A 15,428-nucleotide genomic window follows, 5' to 3' on the forward strand; every position below is an offset into this window, starting at 1 on the left:
CCCGCTACGACGTCGGCAAGACCGTCAAACGCCCCGAGACCCTCAAGGCCATCGGCCGCCCTGGCAGATCCTGGTAGATAAAGAACAAGCTGAGACGAAGCGGGGATCGAAGCGGGCATCCGAGACCTCGCACGACTGCGCGGCGGTACGACGAAGGGGCGCCCCGAGTGATCGGGGCGCCCCTTCGTGATGTCGTGACCTGGGACAGGCGACTCAGCGGGCCTTGCCGCCGCCGCCCTTCGGCAGCCGCATGCCCTTGGGCATCGGCCCCTTCGGCAGCGGCATGTTGCTCATCAGGTCGCCCATGGCGCGCAGCCGGTCGTTGGTGGCCGTGACCTGCGGGCCGGCCAGGACGCGCGGGTACTTCAGCAGGGTGGTGCGCAGCTTCTTCAGCTCGACCTGACCCTCGCCCGTACCCACGATCACGTCGTGCACCGGGACGTCCGCGACGATGCGGTTCATCTTCTTCTTCTCGGCGGCCAGCAGGCTCTTCACCCGGTTCGGGTTGCCCTCGGCGACCAGGACGATGCCGGCCTTGCCGACGGCCCGGTGCACCACGTCCTGGCTGCGGTTCATCGCCACCGCGGGGGTCGTCGTCCAGCCCCGGCCGATGTTGTCGAGGACGGCCGCGGCCGCGCCGGGCTGTCCCTCCATCTGACCGAACGCGGCCCGCTCGGCCCGGCGCCCGAACACGATCGCCGTCCCGAGGAAGGCGAGCAGGAAGCCCAGGATGCCGAGGTAGACCGGGTGGCCGATCAGGAAACCGATCGCGAGAAAGACACCGAAGATGAGGAGGAAGACGCCCGCGAGTACCAGGCCGATCGTCTTGTCGGCCTTGCGGGTCATCTTGTACGTCAGGGCGATCTGCTTCAGTCGCCCGGGGTTAGCGGCGTCCGCCGCGCTGTCACTTCTCGCCATGCCACGAAGTCTACGTGCCCTCTCCAGCGCCTACGACGGCAGGAGGGGAGCTGTGCGGCGGGGGATCAGGGGTTGGCCGGCGGTCAGGGGTGGGTGGAGGTCAGGGGTGCGGTGACCGCCTCGAGGACGCGCTGCGCCTCGACCCGGTCCTTGGCGCGACGACGGTCCTCCAGTACGGAGGTCCAGGCGTTGCGACGGGCGGTGCGCTGGCCGCTGCTCATGAGCAGCGACTCGACGGCCCGCAGTGCGTCGGTGAAGGTCGGGATCGCGGTGGCGGATACGGGCGCGGCCTGCATGGTGGAGGTCCCCCTCGGGCGGCTTCGGGTAAGGGCGGCGTGGTGCACGTGATGTGATACGAGCGTCACTGATTGGTGTTACCAGGGCGTGACCGACCGGTCAAACACGAATGAAGCCTTGATGCGCAGGGCCGAAACGCTGACGCGGCCCCGACGACGCCCTCATCTGCGAGGACGGCCGGGACCGCGTCATATCGGTCACTACTGGCGAGTAGGGGCTTGTGCGCGAATTCACACACTCGGCGTGCAGCCGTACGGCGCAAGCGAGGTGACGTCGTGTCAGACAGCCTGGGCGGCGATGAAGGAACCGCGCTTCTCGACGGCCATCTGATAGAGGCGCCCGGCACGGTAGGAGGACCGTACCAGCGGACCCGACATCACGCCGGAGAAGCCGATCTGCTCGGCCTCCTCCTTCAGCTCAACGAACTCGTGCGGCTTGACCCAGCGCTCGACGGGGTGGTGGCGCACGGAGGGCCGCAGGTACTGCGTGATGGTGACCAGCTCGCAGCCGGCCTCGTGCAGCTGCCGGAGCGCGTCGCTGACCTCCTCGCGGGTCTCGCCCATGCCGAGGATCAGGTTCGACTTGGTGACGAGGCCGTAGTCGCGGGCGGCCGTGATGACGTTCAGTGAACGCTCGTAGCGGAAGCCGGGGCGGATCCGCTTGAAGATCCGCGGGACCGTCTCCACGTTGTGCGCGAAGACCTCGGGCCGCGAGGAGAAGACCTCGGCGAGCTGCTCCGGGACGGCGTTGAAGTCGGGAGCGAGGAGCTCGACCTTGGTGCGGCCGGCCTCGCGCTCGGCGGTCTGCCGGTGGATCTGGCGGACCGTCTCGGCGTAGAGCCACGCCCCGCCGTCCGCCAGGTCGTCGCGTGCGACGCCGGTGATGGTGGCGTAGTTCAGGTCCATCGTGACGACGGACTCACCGACGCGCCGCGGCTCGTCGCGGTCCAGCGCCTCGGGCTTGCCGGTGTCGATCTGGCAGAAGTCGCAGCGCCGGGTGCACTGGTCGCCGCCGATGAGGAAGGTGGCCTCGCGGTCCTCCCAGCATTCGTAGATGTTCGGGCAGCCGGCTTCCTGGCAGACGGTGTGCAGGCCCTCGCTCTTCACGAGGTTCTGCATCTTCGTGTACTCGGGGCCCATTTTCGCCCGGGTCTTGATCCACTCGGGCTTGCGCTCGATGGGGGTCTGGCTGTTGCGGACCTCCAGGCGCAGCATCTTGCGTCCGTCGGGTGCGACTGCGGACACGACCGGCTCCCTAACGATTGATTCTTCGGCGTCCCCCAGGGTACGCCCGTGGATTTGAAAGACCGCTGCGGCGTCAGGCTGCCGGTGTTCTCTCGATTTCCCGCGGCTTCGGTTCCGCGTTCTCCAGGACGTCCCTCAGGTGCCGTTCCACCACCGGCAGGACCTCCTCGATCGTGACGTCGCGGCCCAGCTCGCCGGCGAGGGAGGCGACGCCCGCGTCCCGGATGCCGCACGGGATGATCCGGTCGAACCACTTGTTGTCCGGGTTCACGTTGAACGAGAAGCCGTGCATGGTGACGCCCTTGGCGACCCGGATGCCGATCGCGCCCACCTTCCGGTCCTCCCGCCGCTGACCGGCGTTGGACGGCGCGTACTCCGGCCCGTTCAGCCGGGGGTCGAACTCCTCGTCGGTGAGCCGGGGGTCGAAGTCCAGCGACAGACCGCCGAGCGAGGGACGCTGCTCCACCGGGTCGCCGAGCACCCACACCCCGCTCCTGCCCTCGACCCGGGAGGTCTGCACGCCGAACTCCGCGCAGGTGCGGATCAGGGCGTCCTCCAGACGCCGCACATGGGCGACGACGTCCACCGGGCGCGGCAGCTTCAGGATCGGGTAGCCCACCAGCTGGCCCGGCCCGTGCCAGGTGATCTTGCCGCCGCGGTCCACGTCGACCACCGGGGTGCCGTCCAGGGGTCGCTCGTCGTCGGCGGTGCGCCGGCCGGCCGTGTAGACCGGGGGGTGCTCCAGGAGCAGCACGGTGTCCGGGACCTCGTCGGCGAACCGGGCCGCGTGCACCCGGCGTTGCTCGTCCCACGCCTCCCGGTACTCGACGGCGTCCCCGCCGAACCCCATCCGGACGAACCGCAACTCGCTCACGGCAAGCGCCTCCCTGAAAGTCGTCAGGCGCGTTACGCGCCCAAGCCACTGTACGTCCGCGCCCTCCGCGTCCTTCGGGCCCTCCGCGTCAGCCGCACGCTCAATCCTCACACGATCGGATGAATGAGCCCCGAGATGTGCGAGCGGCTGCTTACTCTCCGCTACATTCGCGCCGTTCATGAGGCCAAAAGGGCTGATCACAGCATCAGCGCACTTCATCCGGGCACGTCACAGGCCCGGGAGGCAGGAGACCGCACCGCAGATGACGGAACGACCCGCGCAGCGCACTCCCAACCGTCAGCTCGCCGCGCTCATCGCAGAAGCGGGCTTCTCCAACGCGGGACTGGCCCGTCGCGTCGATCAGCTCGGCCTCGAACACGGGCTGGACCTGCGATACGACAAGACGTCCGTCACCCGGTGGCTGCGCGGGCAGCAGCCCCGGGGCACCACCCCCGCCCTCATCGCCGAGGTGTTCACCCGGCGGCTGGGCCGTCGGCTCACCGCCCAGGACCTCGGTCTGGACGCCTGCGCCCCCGTCTACGCGGGCCTGGAGTTCGCCGGATCCCCCGAGGAGGCCATCGACATCGTCGGCGGGCTCTGGCGCAAGGACTCCGGCAGCCACGCCGAGCTCCGCAAGATCGCCTTCACCCCGGCGGGGCTCGTAGTGCCGAGCCGCGACTGGCTGATCGGGCGGGCCGACGAGAAGGTCGCCCGCAGTGAGCCGCCCGCCCGGCTGCCCGTCCAGGGCCGTCCGTCCGCCCGGCCCGCCGTACCCCAGCAACCCTCGTCCCCGCCGGCGCCCGCCCAGGCCTCGCCCGCACCGGCGGCCGTTCCCCGGCAGCGGGGCCACGCCACCGAGCGCGGGCCGGGCCAGCGGGTCACCGGCGGCGACATCTGCGCACTGCGCTCGGTCGGCGAGCTCTTCCGCACCCTCGACGACAGGTACGGCGGCGGCCACGCCCGGCAGGCCCTCGTGCGCTACCTGGAGCACGAGTGCGAGCCGATGCTGCGCGGCTCCTACGGCGAGCAGACCGGCCGCCGTCTGTTCGGCGCCGCCGCCGACCTGACCCGGCTCGCGGGCTGGACCTCGTTCGACATCGCCGCGCACGGTCTGGCCCAGCGCTACTTCGTCCAGGCCCTGCGGCTGTCCCAGGCCGCCGCGGACCGGGCGTACGGCTCCTTCGTCCTGGTCACCATGAGCCGTCAGGCCGTCTATCTCGGGCACGGGCGCGAGGCGGTGCAGCTCGCGCGGGTGGCCCAGCAGGGCGTCGGCACGGGCGCCCCGCCTGTCGTGCAGGCGCTGCTGCACTCGGCGGAGGCGCGCGGGCACGGTGTGCTGGGCGAGGTGCGGGCCTCGACCGCCGCGCTCGTACGGGCCGAGCGGGCGCTGGAGGCGGCCAAGGCCGGGGACGAGGTGCCGTACTGGGCGCGTTTCTTCGACGAGGCGCAGCTCGCCGACGAGTTCGGGCACTGCCACCGTGACCTGCAGCAGTTCCGGGCGGCCGTGCAGCATGCCGAACGCTCGCTCCAGCTGCGTCCCGCCGCGTACGCCCGCAGTCGGCTGTTCTGCCGCGTCGTCCTCGCCTCGGCGCGCCTCGGCCTCGGCGAGCTCGACCAGGCCTGCCAGCTCGCCGCGGAGGCCGCCGGCCAGGCGGCGGAGATGCGGTCCGTCCGCGCCCTGGAGTACGTCCGGGACTTCGAACGCCGCCTGGAGCCCTACCGGGACGCGACCCCGGCCCGCACCTACCGAGACAAGGTGGCAGCCCTGGGCTGAGCCCGGGGAATCTCAAGGGGCCTCGTCCTCAATCGCCGGACGGGCTGGGATGCCTGGCCGGTGCCGGCCCGCCCGGTCAGGCCGCTGCCTGTTCCCGGCGGGGTGTCGGTGCGGGGTCGGCCAGGTTCAGGGAACCGGCGGAGCGAAGGTCGGAGACGATCGCCGCCGCCGCCCGGTGCGCGGAGTGCAGTGCGCCCTGGACGGTGCTGGTGTCCCGATGGTCCCCGCACACGTACAGCCCCGCCAGCAGCCGCACCGGCCGCCGCAGGTCGTGCGGCGCCCGCATCGCCGGCACGGCCTCGGCGGTGTGATGCACGGCCAGCGTCTCCCACCGCGTGGTCGAGGCGCCGTACAGCCGGGACAGATGCTTGCGTACGGCGGTGTCGACGCCCGGCGGCGGTGTGCCGAGGACCGTGGACGAGATCAGCGCCCGCCCGCCGGGCGCCCGGCTCGGGTCCACCCGGCTGACCACCGCCGTGTGCGCGACCGGCCCGCCCCGGTCGGCGTCCAGGAGCAGCGACGCGCCGGTCTGCGGCGGGTCGTCCGTGGTGTGGTGGACGACCGTCACCGGGTGGAAGTCGGGCACCCGCAGCCCGGGCAGCAGTTCCGCCGCGGTGCGCGCGTCGGTGGCCACCAGGACGGCACGGCAGCGGAACTCACCGTGCTCGGCGGTGGTCACCGAGGTCGTCGAGACCGAGGTGACCCGCACGCCGGTGTGCACACTGCCCTCCGGCAGCGTCCGCGCGAGCAGCTCCGGCAGCACCTCGGCCCCGCCCTCCGGCAGCGACAGCCGTCCGGCCGCGAAGGCGCGCAGCGCGAGGTCCGCGCACCGGCTGGACGTTGAGAGCTCCGGGTCGCACAGCAGCGCGGCGAGCAGCGGACGCAGAAAGCCGTCGATCGTGCGGGCCGGCAGCCCACGGGCGGCGAGGGCCCGGGCGGCCGGCAACTCCGGGCGGCGGAGCAGCCGTTCGGCGGGCGTGGCCGCGAGCCGGCTGAGCGCCGCGCCCAGCCGGGCCTGGTCCATGGCGCTGCCCAGCGGCGCGCCCGCGCGTACCGGCGCGGAGCCGCCGGTGCGGGGCCTGGGCAGCGCACCCGGCCGGGGAGCGCTCGCCAGGGCGCGTACGGCGTGCAGTGCGCTCCTTGCGCTCCCCGCACCCGACTGCGCACCCGCGCGGTGATGTCGCCCGTCGCTGTGCAGCAGGACGCCCGGCGCGAACGGGCGCAGTACGAGCGCGTCCAGCCCCGGTGTCAGGGCCAGTTCGGGATACGCCGTGGACAACAGCTGCCCGATGCGGTCGAGCCGGAACCCGTCGACCTTCTCCGTCGACATCCGGCCGCCCACCCAGGGGGCGGACTCCAGGACCGCGGTCGTTACTCCTGCGCTGGTCAGCCGATGCGCCGCGGAGAGTCCGGCGACTCCTGCTCCCACCACGACGACGTCTGCCTGGTACGCGGGCTCAAGCACGTGCCCCTCCTCGAGGTTGCGCGGCCGGTGGAGACGTCATGCCCCCAACGGCCGTCCGGGATGCCCGAGTTCGGATCGAGGTTAGGGCCGTGATCGGTCAGGAACAGTCGCGCATGGGCAGAGCACGGTCGCACGGCGGTCGCATACGGTCACGCAGGGGGTCAGGCTGCCCGGATCGCGTCCTCGATCCCGGGAAATGCGAACGTGAACCCGGACTCCAGCAGCCGCTTCGGCACCACCCGCGCACTGCCCAGCACATCCCCGGCCATCTCGCCCAGCACCGTCCGCAGCACCGGCGCCGGCACCGTGAAGAGCGTCGGCCGGTGCAGCACCCGCCCCATCGCCGCCGTGATCTCACGGTTGGTCAGCGGCTCGGGCGCGGTCAGGTTGAACGGCCCCGACAGGTCGTCGCGGTCGATCAGATGCCGGATCGCCGCCACCTCGTCGTGCAGCGCGATGTACGACCAGTACTGCCGCCCGTCGCCCATCCGCCCCCCGAGCCCGGCCATGAAGAGGGGGAACAGCCGGCCCCAGGCCCCGCCCCCGCGCGCCACGACCAGCCCGGTCCGGGTGAAGACCGTACGGACGCCCGCCTCCTGGGCCGGAGCGGCCGCCGCCTCCCACTCCACGCACAGCTCCGGCAGGAAGCCGCTCCCGGCGGGCGCGCTCTCGTCCACGATCCGCTCGCCCGTCTCGCCGTACAGCCCCATCGCGCTGCCGTTGACGAACACCCGCGGCCGTCTCTCGAGCGAGGCGAGCGCCTGTGCCAGCGCGGACGTGCCGTGCACCCGGCTGTCGTGGATCAGCTTCTTGTACGCCTCGCTCCAGCGCCGGTCGCCGACCCCCGCCCCCGCCAGGTTGACCACGGCGTCGCAGCCGGCGAGCCCGGACGTGTCCACCTGCCCCCGCTCGGGATCCCAGCGCACCTCGTCCGCGCCCCGGGGCGCATGGCGCACCAGCCGTACCACCTCGTGCCCGTCCGCGGTCAGGGACCGCACCAGGGCGCTGCCGATCAGGCCGGACGCACCCGCCACCGCGATTCGCTTACGTTCCATGCGGCCATCCTGCCCGGTGAGCGGATAAAACCCCGGTCTGGTCGGCGCCCCCGCGTTCTAGGGTGGCGGCCATGCCCGAACCTTCCGCACTTCGCATACGCACCGCGGTGCTCGCTGACGACGGGGCGCTGGGTCTCGTCGACCGTCTCACCTGGTCCCCGCTGCACGCCGTGATGCCCGAGCCGCAGCCGCCCTACGACCCCTTCTTCGACGAGCAACACCCGCCCGAGGAGATCCTGGTCGCCGAACTCGACGACCGCGTGGTCGGCTACCTCCGCCTCGGCCTTCCCACCAAGCTCGACTGCAACCGGCACGTCCGGCAGATCCGGGGCCTCGCCGTCCTCGACGAGGTACGCGGCCGGGGCGTCGGGCGGGCGCTGGTCCGCGCCGCCGTCGAGGAGGCCCGCGGGCTGGGCGCCCGCCGCCTCACCCTGCGCGTCCTCGGCCACAACACCCCGGCCCGCGCGCTCTACGAGTCCGAGGGGTTCGTGGTGGAGGGCGTGCTGCCGGAGGAGTTCCTGCTGGACGGGAAGTACGTGGACGACGTGTTCATGGGCCGCTCCCTGTAGCCCGCAGAACGCACGAGGCCGGTACCGGTCAGGACTCACGAGGTGACCAGGTTGCCCGTGTCCACCGGCCGGGTCGCCGTCGCGGCCCGCGCCGCGTCGTCGGCGACCTCGGCCGCCGTCAGCACGTACCCCGTCTCGTCGTCGGAGGTGGAGCGGGCGAAGACGACGCCGTAGACCCGGCCGTCGGTGGTCAGCAGCGGGCCGCCGGAGTTGCCGGGGCGGACGGTGGAGCGGATCGAGTAGATCTCGCGGGTGACGATCCGGTCGTTGTAGATGTTCCGGCCGGTCGCCTTCACCCGGTTGGCGACCGTCGCCGCCTGGAGGTTCAGGTCGCCGTCCTGCGGATAGCCGGCGACGACCGCCGAGTCCCCGCGGGAGGCGTCGTCGTCGAAGCCCAGCACCGGCGCGTTCAGGCCCGGCACGTACAGCACGGCCACGTCCTTTTCCGGGTCGAAGAGCACCACGCGCGACTCGAACGACCGCCCCACACCGCCGATCCGTACGGTCGGGTCGTCGATGCCCGCCACCACGTGCGCGTTGGTCATCACATGCTCGCTCGCGTACACGAAGCCGCTGCCCTCGCGGCCCTGGTCGCCCGAGGAGCCCTCGATCTTCACCGTGCTCGTCTTCGCCGCGTTGGTCGCGCTCGGTGTGACGCTGTCGCCGGTGGGCTTGGCGACCTCGGCCGTCGACTCGTTCTCGAACGGGTTGAAGACCTGCGGGAAGCCCGCCTGGGTCAGCGCCGACGTGGCCCGCGAGAACCAGGTGGGCGTGGTGTCCGGCATGGCGTCCTGCACCGCGCCCAGCAGCCGTGAGTCCCGTATCGACGACGTGACCACCGGCGACGAGGACGCGCCCAGCACGCTCGCCGCCACCCACGCCACGATCAGCACCGCCACCGCGTTCGCCGCCGCCCCGCCGACCCCGTCGGCCACCCTGAGCGGCCCCCGGTCCAGCTCCCGGCGCAGCTGCAGCGCCAGCCGTCCCGCCAGCTCGTGCCCCACCACCGCGGGGACGAGGACCGTGAACACGGCAGTCACCGTCGCCGCCGTCGTCCCCGGAGTCACCAGGTCCATCAGCCACGGCAGGACCCACACGCCGATCACCGCGCCGCCCACGAACCCGGCCAGCGAGACACAGCCGGCCACCAGCCCACGCCGGTAGCCGGAGCCGGCGTAGGCCAGCACCACCAGCGTCAGCAGGATGTCGAGCAGGTCCACACGGCCCCCTTTCTCTCAGATCCCCTAGTACGTGCGGGAAGGGCCCAGTGATCAGCTACCCATCGATCACGCCCACGCGTACACCCGGAACCGGCCACGTGCGCGTGTACCTCGTAAAACGGTGTGCACCGGGAGGATGGTTCCACCAGGTGGCACAGCACACATCGCGGGCGGAGCGGAACCGGCCGACAGTGGGTCCATGTGCGCCCTTCGAGCGGCCGCCCGCGCCCGGCGGCGAACCCGAGGGCGGTCCCCGGCGCGGAGACCGGGCCCGCTCCTCGTGCTCCTGGGCTGCCTGCCGGGGCTCTCCGCCGTCGCCGCCCTGGGACTGTGCGCGGGCGGTGTCGACCACGCCGCCACGGCCGGCCCGGCCGCCCCCGACGGCAGTCGGGCCGCCCTTCCCGCCGGCGCGCACCGGGCGGGGAGGCCGCCGATCGTGCCGCGCGCCGCCTGGCTGGACGACCTCGCCCGGCACGCCCAGCCGCCCCCGCGCTACGACGACAAGGTCGTCGCCGTCTTCGTCCACCACACCGACTCGCCCAACGGCTACGACTGCGCCGACGCGCCCCGCATCATCCGCTCCCTGTACACGGGCCAGACCGCGGCCCGGGGCTGGGACGACATCGGCTACAACTTCCTCGTCGACCGCTGCGGCACGATCTACGAGGGCCGCGCGGGCGGCGTCGACCGGCCCGTCACCGGCGCCCACACCCAGGGCTTCAACCACCGCACGGCCGGTATCGCCGCACTCGGCACCTTCACCTCCACAGTGCCGGTGCCGCAGCCGATGGTCGACGCGATCGCCGCCCTGACCGCCTGGAAACTCGGCCTGTCCGGCATCGACCCGCGGGTGAAGGTCCGGCTCACCTCCAGCAACAGCCTCAGCCGCTACCGCGCCGGCACCACCGCCGCCCTCCCCGCCCTGGCGGGCCACAACGACGGCTACATGACCAGTTGCCCCGGCCGGGCCCTCACCGCCCGTCTGCCGGAGATCCGCGAGACGGCCGCCCGTCTCCAGGACCGCCTCCCGGGCGCGACGGACGCGCGCACGCTCACAGGAACGCCTTAGGCGGCGTTCAGGGTTCTCCCATCCCGGCGTCCTACGGTCATGCACAACACAAGCCGACCGGAGGTGGGGATCATGAACAGCGGCCGTACTCGGTCCACGGGGGTCACGGAGTCCACGGGAGCCACACGGGCCGGCGAGGGCCGGGAGGCCGCGCGGCAGGGCGCCGGCTGGACCAGGGCCGCCCGCGGTCCGTGGACCGTGCTCTGCGCCGTCGCCGCGGTCGTCCTGGGCCCGGCAGCGGCCACCGCGTCCGCCCTGGAGCAGGCCAACAGCGCGCCGATGCACCACGCGGTGCGGGCCGACCGGCCGCAGGCCTACATCCCCACGGACAGCACCCGCCGCAAGCTCGCGGTGTGACCCCCGGCGCGCCCCGCCGCGAGGCTCACTCCTTGAAGCGCTGCCACAGCCGGGGATACCGCTCGGCCAGCGCCCCCTCGTTCTCGAAGTTCACCGGTGTGCCCTCGGGTTCGGAGGGCGCGGGCGGAATGCCCAGGTCCGGGGCGACGGTCCCGGTGAGCTGCTCGTAGGCCTCGTCGGCCGCGTAGCCGAGTTCCTCGCCGTCGCCGTCGATCTCCTCGTCGAAGTCCTCCAGCAGGTCGGCGAGCGAGTCCGGGTCGTTGTGCAGGGCGCCCTCGAAGACCTCGCGGCCCTGCCCGATCAGCCAGCAGCGGAAGAAGTCGAAGGCGTCGTCGCTCGCCCCGTCCAGCAACAGCCAGGCCGCGCCCCACAGATCCCAGCGGTAGGCGCGGTTGTAGCGGGACTCGAAGTGCCGGGCGAAGTCGAGCACCGACTCCGGGTCCAGTCTGAGCAGCCGTTCCACGAGCAGGTCGGCCTGCTCCTCGGGATCGCCCTCGGCGGCCTCGCGGGAGGCGTCCACCAGCTCCCAGAACTCCGTCTCGTCCATCACGCGTCCAGCATCGTGCCTCAGCGTGCGGGACGCACCCGGAGTGCCCGGGATTCTCACCCCGGCCGGTACAGCTCCGCCAGTCGGGCCGCGTCCTCGGCGAAGCGTTTGCGCAGGGGCTCGGGGGAGACCACCTCGACCTCCGCCCCCAGCGCCGTGAGTTGCGTGTGCGCCACGTCCTGCGACTCCACCCGCAGCGTGAGCGTCACCCACCCCCGCCCGTCCGCCTGCCCGGCCTTCGCCAGCGCGTCCCGGGCCGCCACCGGGTCCACCGCGTGCGCCAGCCCGCGCAGGCCCGCCTCCGACAGCCGCAGCACGACCTCGTCCCGCAGGATCGAACGCGCGAACCGCTGCGCCTGCTCGACCCAGAAACCGGGAAGGTCGAACTCCTCGTCCCGGCTGAAACGATCCGTCAGGTTCTCGACGCCGACGAACCGATCGATGCGGTACGTCCGGAACGCCCCGCCGCCCCGGCCCTCCTCCCGCACCCGGGCGCACAAATACCAGACCCCCGCCTTCAGCACGAGCCCGTACGGCTCCAACTCCCGCACCACTTCCCGCCGACGCTCCCCGGCGTCGCGCCGGTACCGCGCCCGCACACACCGGTCGTCCCACACCGCGTCCGCGATCACCGTCAGCAGTCCCGGAGTCTCCGGCTCCCGGAACCACGCCGGCGCGTCCAGATGAAACCGCTGCGCCGCCGCCCGCGGTGCGTCCCGCAGCGAGGGCAGCAGAGCCGCCGACACCTTCAGCCGCGCCGCCGAGGCGACGTCCTGAAGGCCCATCTCCCGCAGCGCCCCCGGCACCCCGCTCAGGAACAGCGCCTCGGCCTCGCCGCGCCCCAGCCCGGTCAGCCGCGTCCGGTACCCGCCGATCAGCCGGTAGCCCCCGGCCCGCCCCCGCTCCGCGTACACCGGCACGCCCGCCTCCGACAGCGCCTGTGCGTCCCGCGTGACCGTACGCTCCGACACCTCCAGCTCCCGGGCCAGTTCGGCGGCGGTCATCGTCGGCCGGGACTGCAGGAGGAGCACCATCTTGATGAGGCGGGCAGCGCGCATGAGGTCATCATGGTGCGTCTTCGGCCGCGGGCCCAGAGGCGGCTGGTCGCGCAGGCGCGCCTGAGCGGACCTGTTTTTGAAGGGGCGCGGGGAACTGCGCGACCAGCCCCCACCGTCCCGCGGCCGACGCACGACCGGAAACGGTGAGGGGACCCGGCGAGCTTCAGCCGCCGGGCCCCCTCACCAACCGAGAACCCCGGGCTTACAGCCCGTAGCGCTCGCGCGCCTCCTTCACCGCCGTCGCCTTCACCTCGCCGCGGCGGGCGAGCTGCGCCAGGGCCGCCACGACGATCGACTGCGCGTCGACGCCGAAGTGGCGGCGGGCCGCCTCACGGGTGTCGGACAGACCGAAGCCGTCCGCGCCCAGCGAGGAGTAGTCCTGCTCGACCCACTGCGCGATCTGGTCCGGGACCTGACGCATGTAGTCGGAGACCGCGAGGACCGGGCCCTCGGCGCCCTGCAGGGCCCGGCGGACGTACGGCACGCGCTCCTCGCCGCGCAGCAGCGCCGCGTCGGCCTCCAGCGCGTCCCGCCGCAGCTCGGTCCAGGAGGTCGCGGACCACACGTCGGCGGCCACACCCCACTCCTCGGCGAGCAGCTTCTGCGCCGTCAGGACCCAGTGGATCGCCGTGCCCGAGCCCAGCAGCTGGATGCGCGGGGCGTTGGCCGCCGCCACGTCCAGGCCCGCCGACTCCGCCGTGTTGAAGCGGTACAGGCCCTTGACGATGCCCTCGTCGACGCCGGCGCCGGAGGGCTTGGCCGGCTGCGGAATCGGCTCGTTGTAGACGGTCAGGTAGTAGAAGACGTTCGGGTCCTCACCCGGGGCCGCCTCGCCGTACATCCGGCGCAGACCGTCCTTGACGATCGTCGCGATCTCGTAGGCGAACGCCGGGTCGTAGGAGAGGGCGGCCGGGTTCGTCGCGGCGATGACCGGGGAGTGGCCGTCGGCGTGCTGGAGGCCCTCGCCGGTCAGCGTGGTCCGGCCCGCGGTGGCGCCGACGAGGAAGCCGCGGCCGAGCTGGTCGCCGAGCTGCCACATCTGGTCGGCCGTGCGCTGCCAGCCGAACATCGAGTAGAAGATGTAGAACGGGATCATCGCCTCACCGTGCGTGGAGTACGCGGTGGACGCGGCGATGAAGTCGGCCATCGAACCGGCCTCGGTGATCCCCTCGTTGAGGATCTGGCCGTTCTTGGCCTCCTTGTAGTACATCAGCTGGTCACGGTCGACCGGCTCGTACGTCTGGCCCTTGGGCGAGTAGATGCCCAGGGAGGGGAAGAGGCTCTCCATGCCGAAGGTGCGCGCCTCGTCGGGGACGATCGGCACCCAGCGCTTTCCGGTCTCCTTGTCGCGGACCAGGTCCTTGACCAGCCGGACGAAGGCCATGGTGGTGGCCACGTTCTGGGAGCCGGAACCCTTGTCGAAGGAGGCGAAGGCCTTCTCGGCAGGGGCCGGCAGCGGGGCGAGCGCATGCGTGCGGCGGGCCGGGGCCGGGCCGCCGAGCGCGGCGCGCCGCTCCTGGAGGTAGCGCACCTCGGGGGAGTCGGCGCCGGGGTGGCCGTAGGGCACGACCCCGTCGGTGAACTGCGCGTCGGAGATCGGCAGTTCCAGCAGGTCGCGCATCGCCTTGAACTCGTCCACCGTCAGCTTCTTCATCTGGTGGTTGGCGTTCTTCGACGCGAAGCCCTCGCCGAGGGTGTGGCCCTTGACGGTCTGGGCCAGGATGACGGTCGGCGCGCCCTTGAACTCGACGGCCGCCTTGTACGCGGCGTACACCTTGCGCGCCTCGTGGCCACCGCGGGAGAGGTGGAAACACTCGAGGATCTTGTCGTCGGACAGCAGCTTGGCCATCTCGACGAGCGCCGGGTCCTTGCCGAAGAAGTCCTGGCGGATGTAGGCGGCGTCGCGCGTCTGGTACGTCTGCACCTGCGCGTCGGGTACCTCGCGCAGGCGGCGCACGAGGGCGCCGGTGGTGTCGAGCGCGAACAGCTCGTCCCAGGCGGAACCCCACAGCGTCTTGACGACGTTCCAGCCGGCGCCGCGGAACTGCGCCTCCAGCTCCTGCACGATCTTGAAGTTGGCGCGGACCGGGCCGTCGAGCCGCTGCAGGTTGCAGTTGATGACGAAGGTCAGGTTGTCCAGGCCCTCGCGGGAGGCGAGTGCGAGTGCCGCCGTGGACTCGGGCTCGTCCATCTCGCCGTCACCGAGGAACGCCCACACGTGGGACGCGGAGACGTCCTTGATGCCGCGGTTGGTGAGATAGCGGTTGAAGCGCGCCTGGTAGATGGCGGAGAGCGGTCCGAGACCCATGGAGACGGTGGGGAACTCCCACAGCCAGGGCAGACGGCGCGGGTGCGGGTACGACGGGAGGCCGTTGCCGCCGGCCTCCTGGCGGAAGTTGTCCAGATGGGACTCGTTCAGCCGGCCGTCGAGGAAGGCGCGGGCGTAGATGCCGGGGGAGGCGTGGCCCTGGATGTAGAGCTGGTCGCCCGATCCGTCGGCCTCCTTGCCCTTGAAGAAGTGGTTGAAGCCGGTCTCGTAGAGCCAGGCGGCGGAGGCGAAGGTGGCGATGTGGCCGCCGACGCCGTACTTGCTGCCCCGGGTCACCATCGCGGCCGCGTTCCAGCGGTTCCACGCGGTGATCTTCCGCTCCATCTCCTGGTCACCGGGCGCGGAGGGCTCGGCAGCGGTGGGGATGGTGTTGACGTAGTCCGTCTCGAGCAGCTTGGGCAGCGCGATGCCGTTGCCCTCGGCACGCTCCAGCGTGCGCCGCATCAGATACGCGGCACGGTGCGGCCCGGCCGCCTTGGTGACGGCGTCCAGCGAGGCCTGCCATTCGGCGGTCTCCTCCGGGTCCCGGTCGGGGAGCTGGTCGAGCGCGCTCGGCTGGATGGCCTTGGGGTCGGTCATGTCGCCGCCTTCCTCAGTCGAAGGGGTTCCCTATGGGGTATGGGGGGTGCCCTTGGTCTTTGGCAGGACAGGG

The 15,428-nt window shown here is 72.2% G+C and carries 14 protein-coding genes; 4 read left to right on the forward strand and 10 right to left on the reverse strand.

What is annotated here, in order from left to right:
• Window positions 1–213: 213 nt before the first annotated feature.
• The 4 genes from ACIBTS_RS43405 to lipB all read right to left on the reverse strand — a co-directional run bounded on the left by ACIBTS_RS43405 (window position 214) and on the right by lipB (window position 3,333).
• A complete protein-coding gene (locus ACIBTS_RS43405; protein ID WP_319672722.1) occupies window positions 214–918 on the reverse strand; it encodes a DUF4191 domain-containing protein in 705 nt (234 codons plus the stop codon).
• 83 nt (window positions 919–1,001) lie between these two features.
• On the reverse strand, window positions 1,002–1,214 hold the full coding sequence (locus tag ACIBTS_RS43410; protein WP_319340483.1) for a hypothetical protein: 213 nt from the start codon (window positions 1,212–1,214) through the stop codon (window positions 1,002–1,004).
• Between the two features lie 279 nt (window positions 1,215–1,493).
• A complete protein-coding gene (lipA, locus tag ACIBTS_RS43415) occupies window positions 1,494–2,459 on the reverse strand; it encodes a lipoyl synthase (protein WP_079662808.1) in 966 nt (321 codons plus the stop codon).
• 73 nt (window positions 2,460–2,532) lie between these two features.
• A complete protein-coding gene (lipB, locus tag ACIBTS_RS43420; RefSeq protein ID WP_079662809.1) occupies window positions 2,533–3,333 on the reverse strand; it encodes a lipoyl(octanoyl) transferase LipB in 801 nt (266 codons plus the stop codon).
• 262 nt (window positions 3,334–3,595) lie between these two features.
• On the opposite strand from lipB, the gene ACIBTS_RS43425 reads away from it, so the two are divergent.
• Window positions 3,596–5,107 (forward strand): regulator, encoded by a 1,512-nt coding sequence (locus ACIBTS_RS43425; protein WP_399326673.1) that lies wholly within the window; start codon window positions 3,596–3,598, stop codon window positions 5,105–5,107.
• A 76-nt stretch (window positions 5,108–5,183) separates the two neighbouring features.
• Here the strand turns inward: ACIBTS_RS43425 and ACIBTS_RS43430 are convergent, their stop codons facing one another.
• Complete coding sequence (locus ACIBTS_RS43430; protein WP_399326675.1) at window positions 5,184–6,572, reverse strand: NAD(P)/FAD-dependent oxidoreductase; 1,389 nt, start codon at window positions 6,570–6,572, stop codon at window positions 5,184–5,186.
• A gap of 161 nt (window positions 6,573–6,733) precedes the next feature.
• Window positions 6,734–7,627 carry a TIGR01777 family oxidoreductase gene (locus ACIBTS_RS43435; protein ID WP_399326677.1) on the reverse strand — a complete coding sequence of 298 codons (894 nt, stop codon included), beginning with the start codon at window positions 7,625–7,627 and terminating at the stop codon, window positions 6,734–6,736.
• A 71-nt stretch (window positions 7,628–7,698) separates the two neighbouring features.
• Between ACIBTS_RS43435 and ACIBTS_RS43440 the strand changes: the two genes are divergently transcribed.
• Window positions 7,699–8,196, forward strand: coding sequence for a GNAT family N-acetyltransferase (locus tag ACIBTS_RS43440; protein ID WP_319672717.1), 498 nt, complete (start codon window positions 7,699–7,701; stop codon window positions 8,194–8,196).
• 35 nt (window positions 8,197–8,231) lie between these two features.
• Here the strand turns inward: ACIBTS_RS43440 and ACIBTS_RS43445 are convergent, their stop codons facing one another.
• Entirely contained in the window at window positions 8,232–9,416 is a 1,185-nt protein-coding gene (locus ACIBTS_RS43445) for a MarP family serine protease (protein WP_399326679.1), read from the reverse strand.
• Between the two features lie 280 nt (window positions 9,417–9,696).
• Between ACIBTS_RS43445 and ACIBTS_RS43450 the strand changes: the two genes are divergently transcribed.
• Both ACIBTS_RS43450 and ACIBTS_RS43455 read left to right on the forward strand, forming a co-directional pair.
• Entirely contained in the window at window positions 9,697–10,485 is a 789-nt protein-coding gene (locus tag ACIBTS_RS43450) for a peptidoglycan recognition protein (RefSeq protein ID WP_399326736.1), read from the forward strand.
• Window positions 10,486–10,557: 72 nt separating this feature from the next.
• Window positions 10,558–10,842 carry a hypothetical protein gene (locus tag ACIBTS_RS43455; protein ID WP_399326681.1) on the forward strand — a complete coding sequence of 95 codons (285 nt, stop codon included), beginning with the start codon at window positions 10,558–10,560 and terminating at the stop codon, window positions 10,840–10,842.
• 25 nt (window positions 10,843–10,867) lie between these two features.
• Here the strand turns inward: ACIBTS_RS43455 and ACIBTS_RS43460 are convergent, their stop codons facing one another.
• The 3 genes from ACIBTS_RS43460 to aceE form a co-directional block, all read right to left on the reverse strand.
• On the reverse strand, window positions 10,868–11,389 hold the full coding sequence (locus ACIBTS_RS43460) for a DUF4240 domain-containing protein (protein WP_079662815.1): 522 nt from the start codon (window positions 11,387–11,389) through the stop codon (window positions 10,868–10,870).
• A 56-nt stretch (window positions 11,390–11,445) separates the two neighbouring features.
• Window positions 11,446–12,447, reverse strand: coding sequence for a helix-turn-helix transcriptional regulator (locus ACIBTS_RS43465; protein ID WP_399326683.1), 1,002 nt, complete (start codon window positions 12,445–12,447; stop codon window positions 11,446–11,448).
• Window positions 12,448–12,649: 202 nt separating this feature from the next.
• Window positions 12,650–15,355 (reverse strand): pyruvate dehydrogenase (acetyl-transferring), homodimeric type, encoded by a 2,706-nt coding sequence (aceE, locus tag ACIBTS_RS43470; RefSeq protein ID WP_399326685.1) that lies wholly within the window; start codon window positions 15,353–15,355, stop codon window positions 12,650–12,652.
• Between the last annotated feature and the right edge of the window lie 73 nt (window positions 15,356–15,428).

It is taken from the genome of Streptomyces sp. NPDC050121 (assembly GCF_044460385.1).
GTDB classification, from domain to species: Bacteria; Actinomycetota; Actinomycetes; order Streptomycetales; family Streptomycetaceae; genus Streptomyces; species Streptomyces soliscabiei.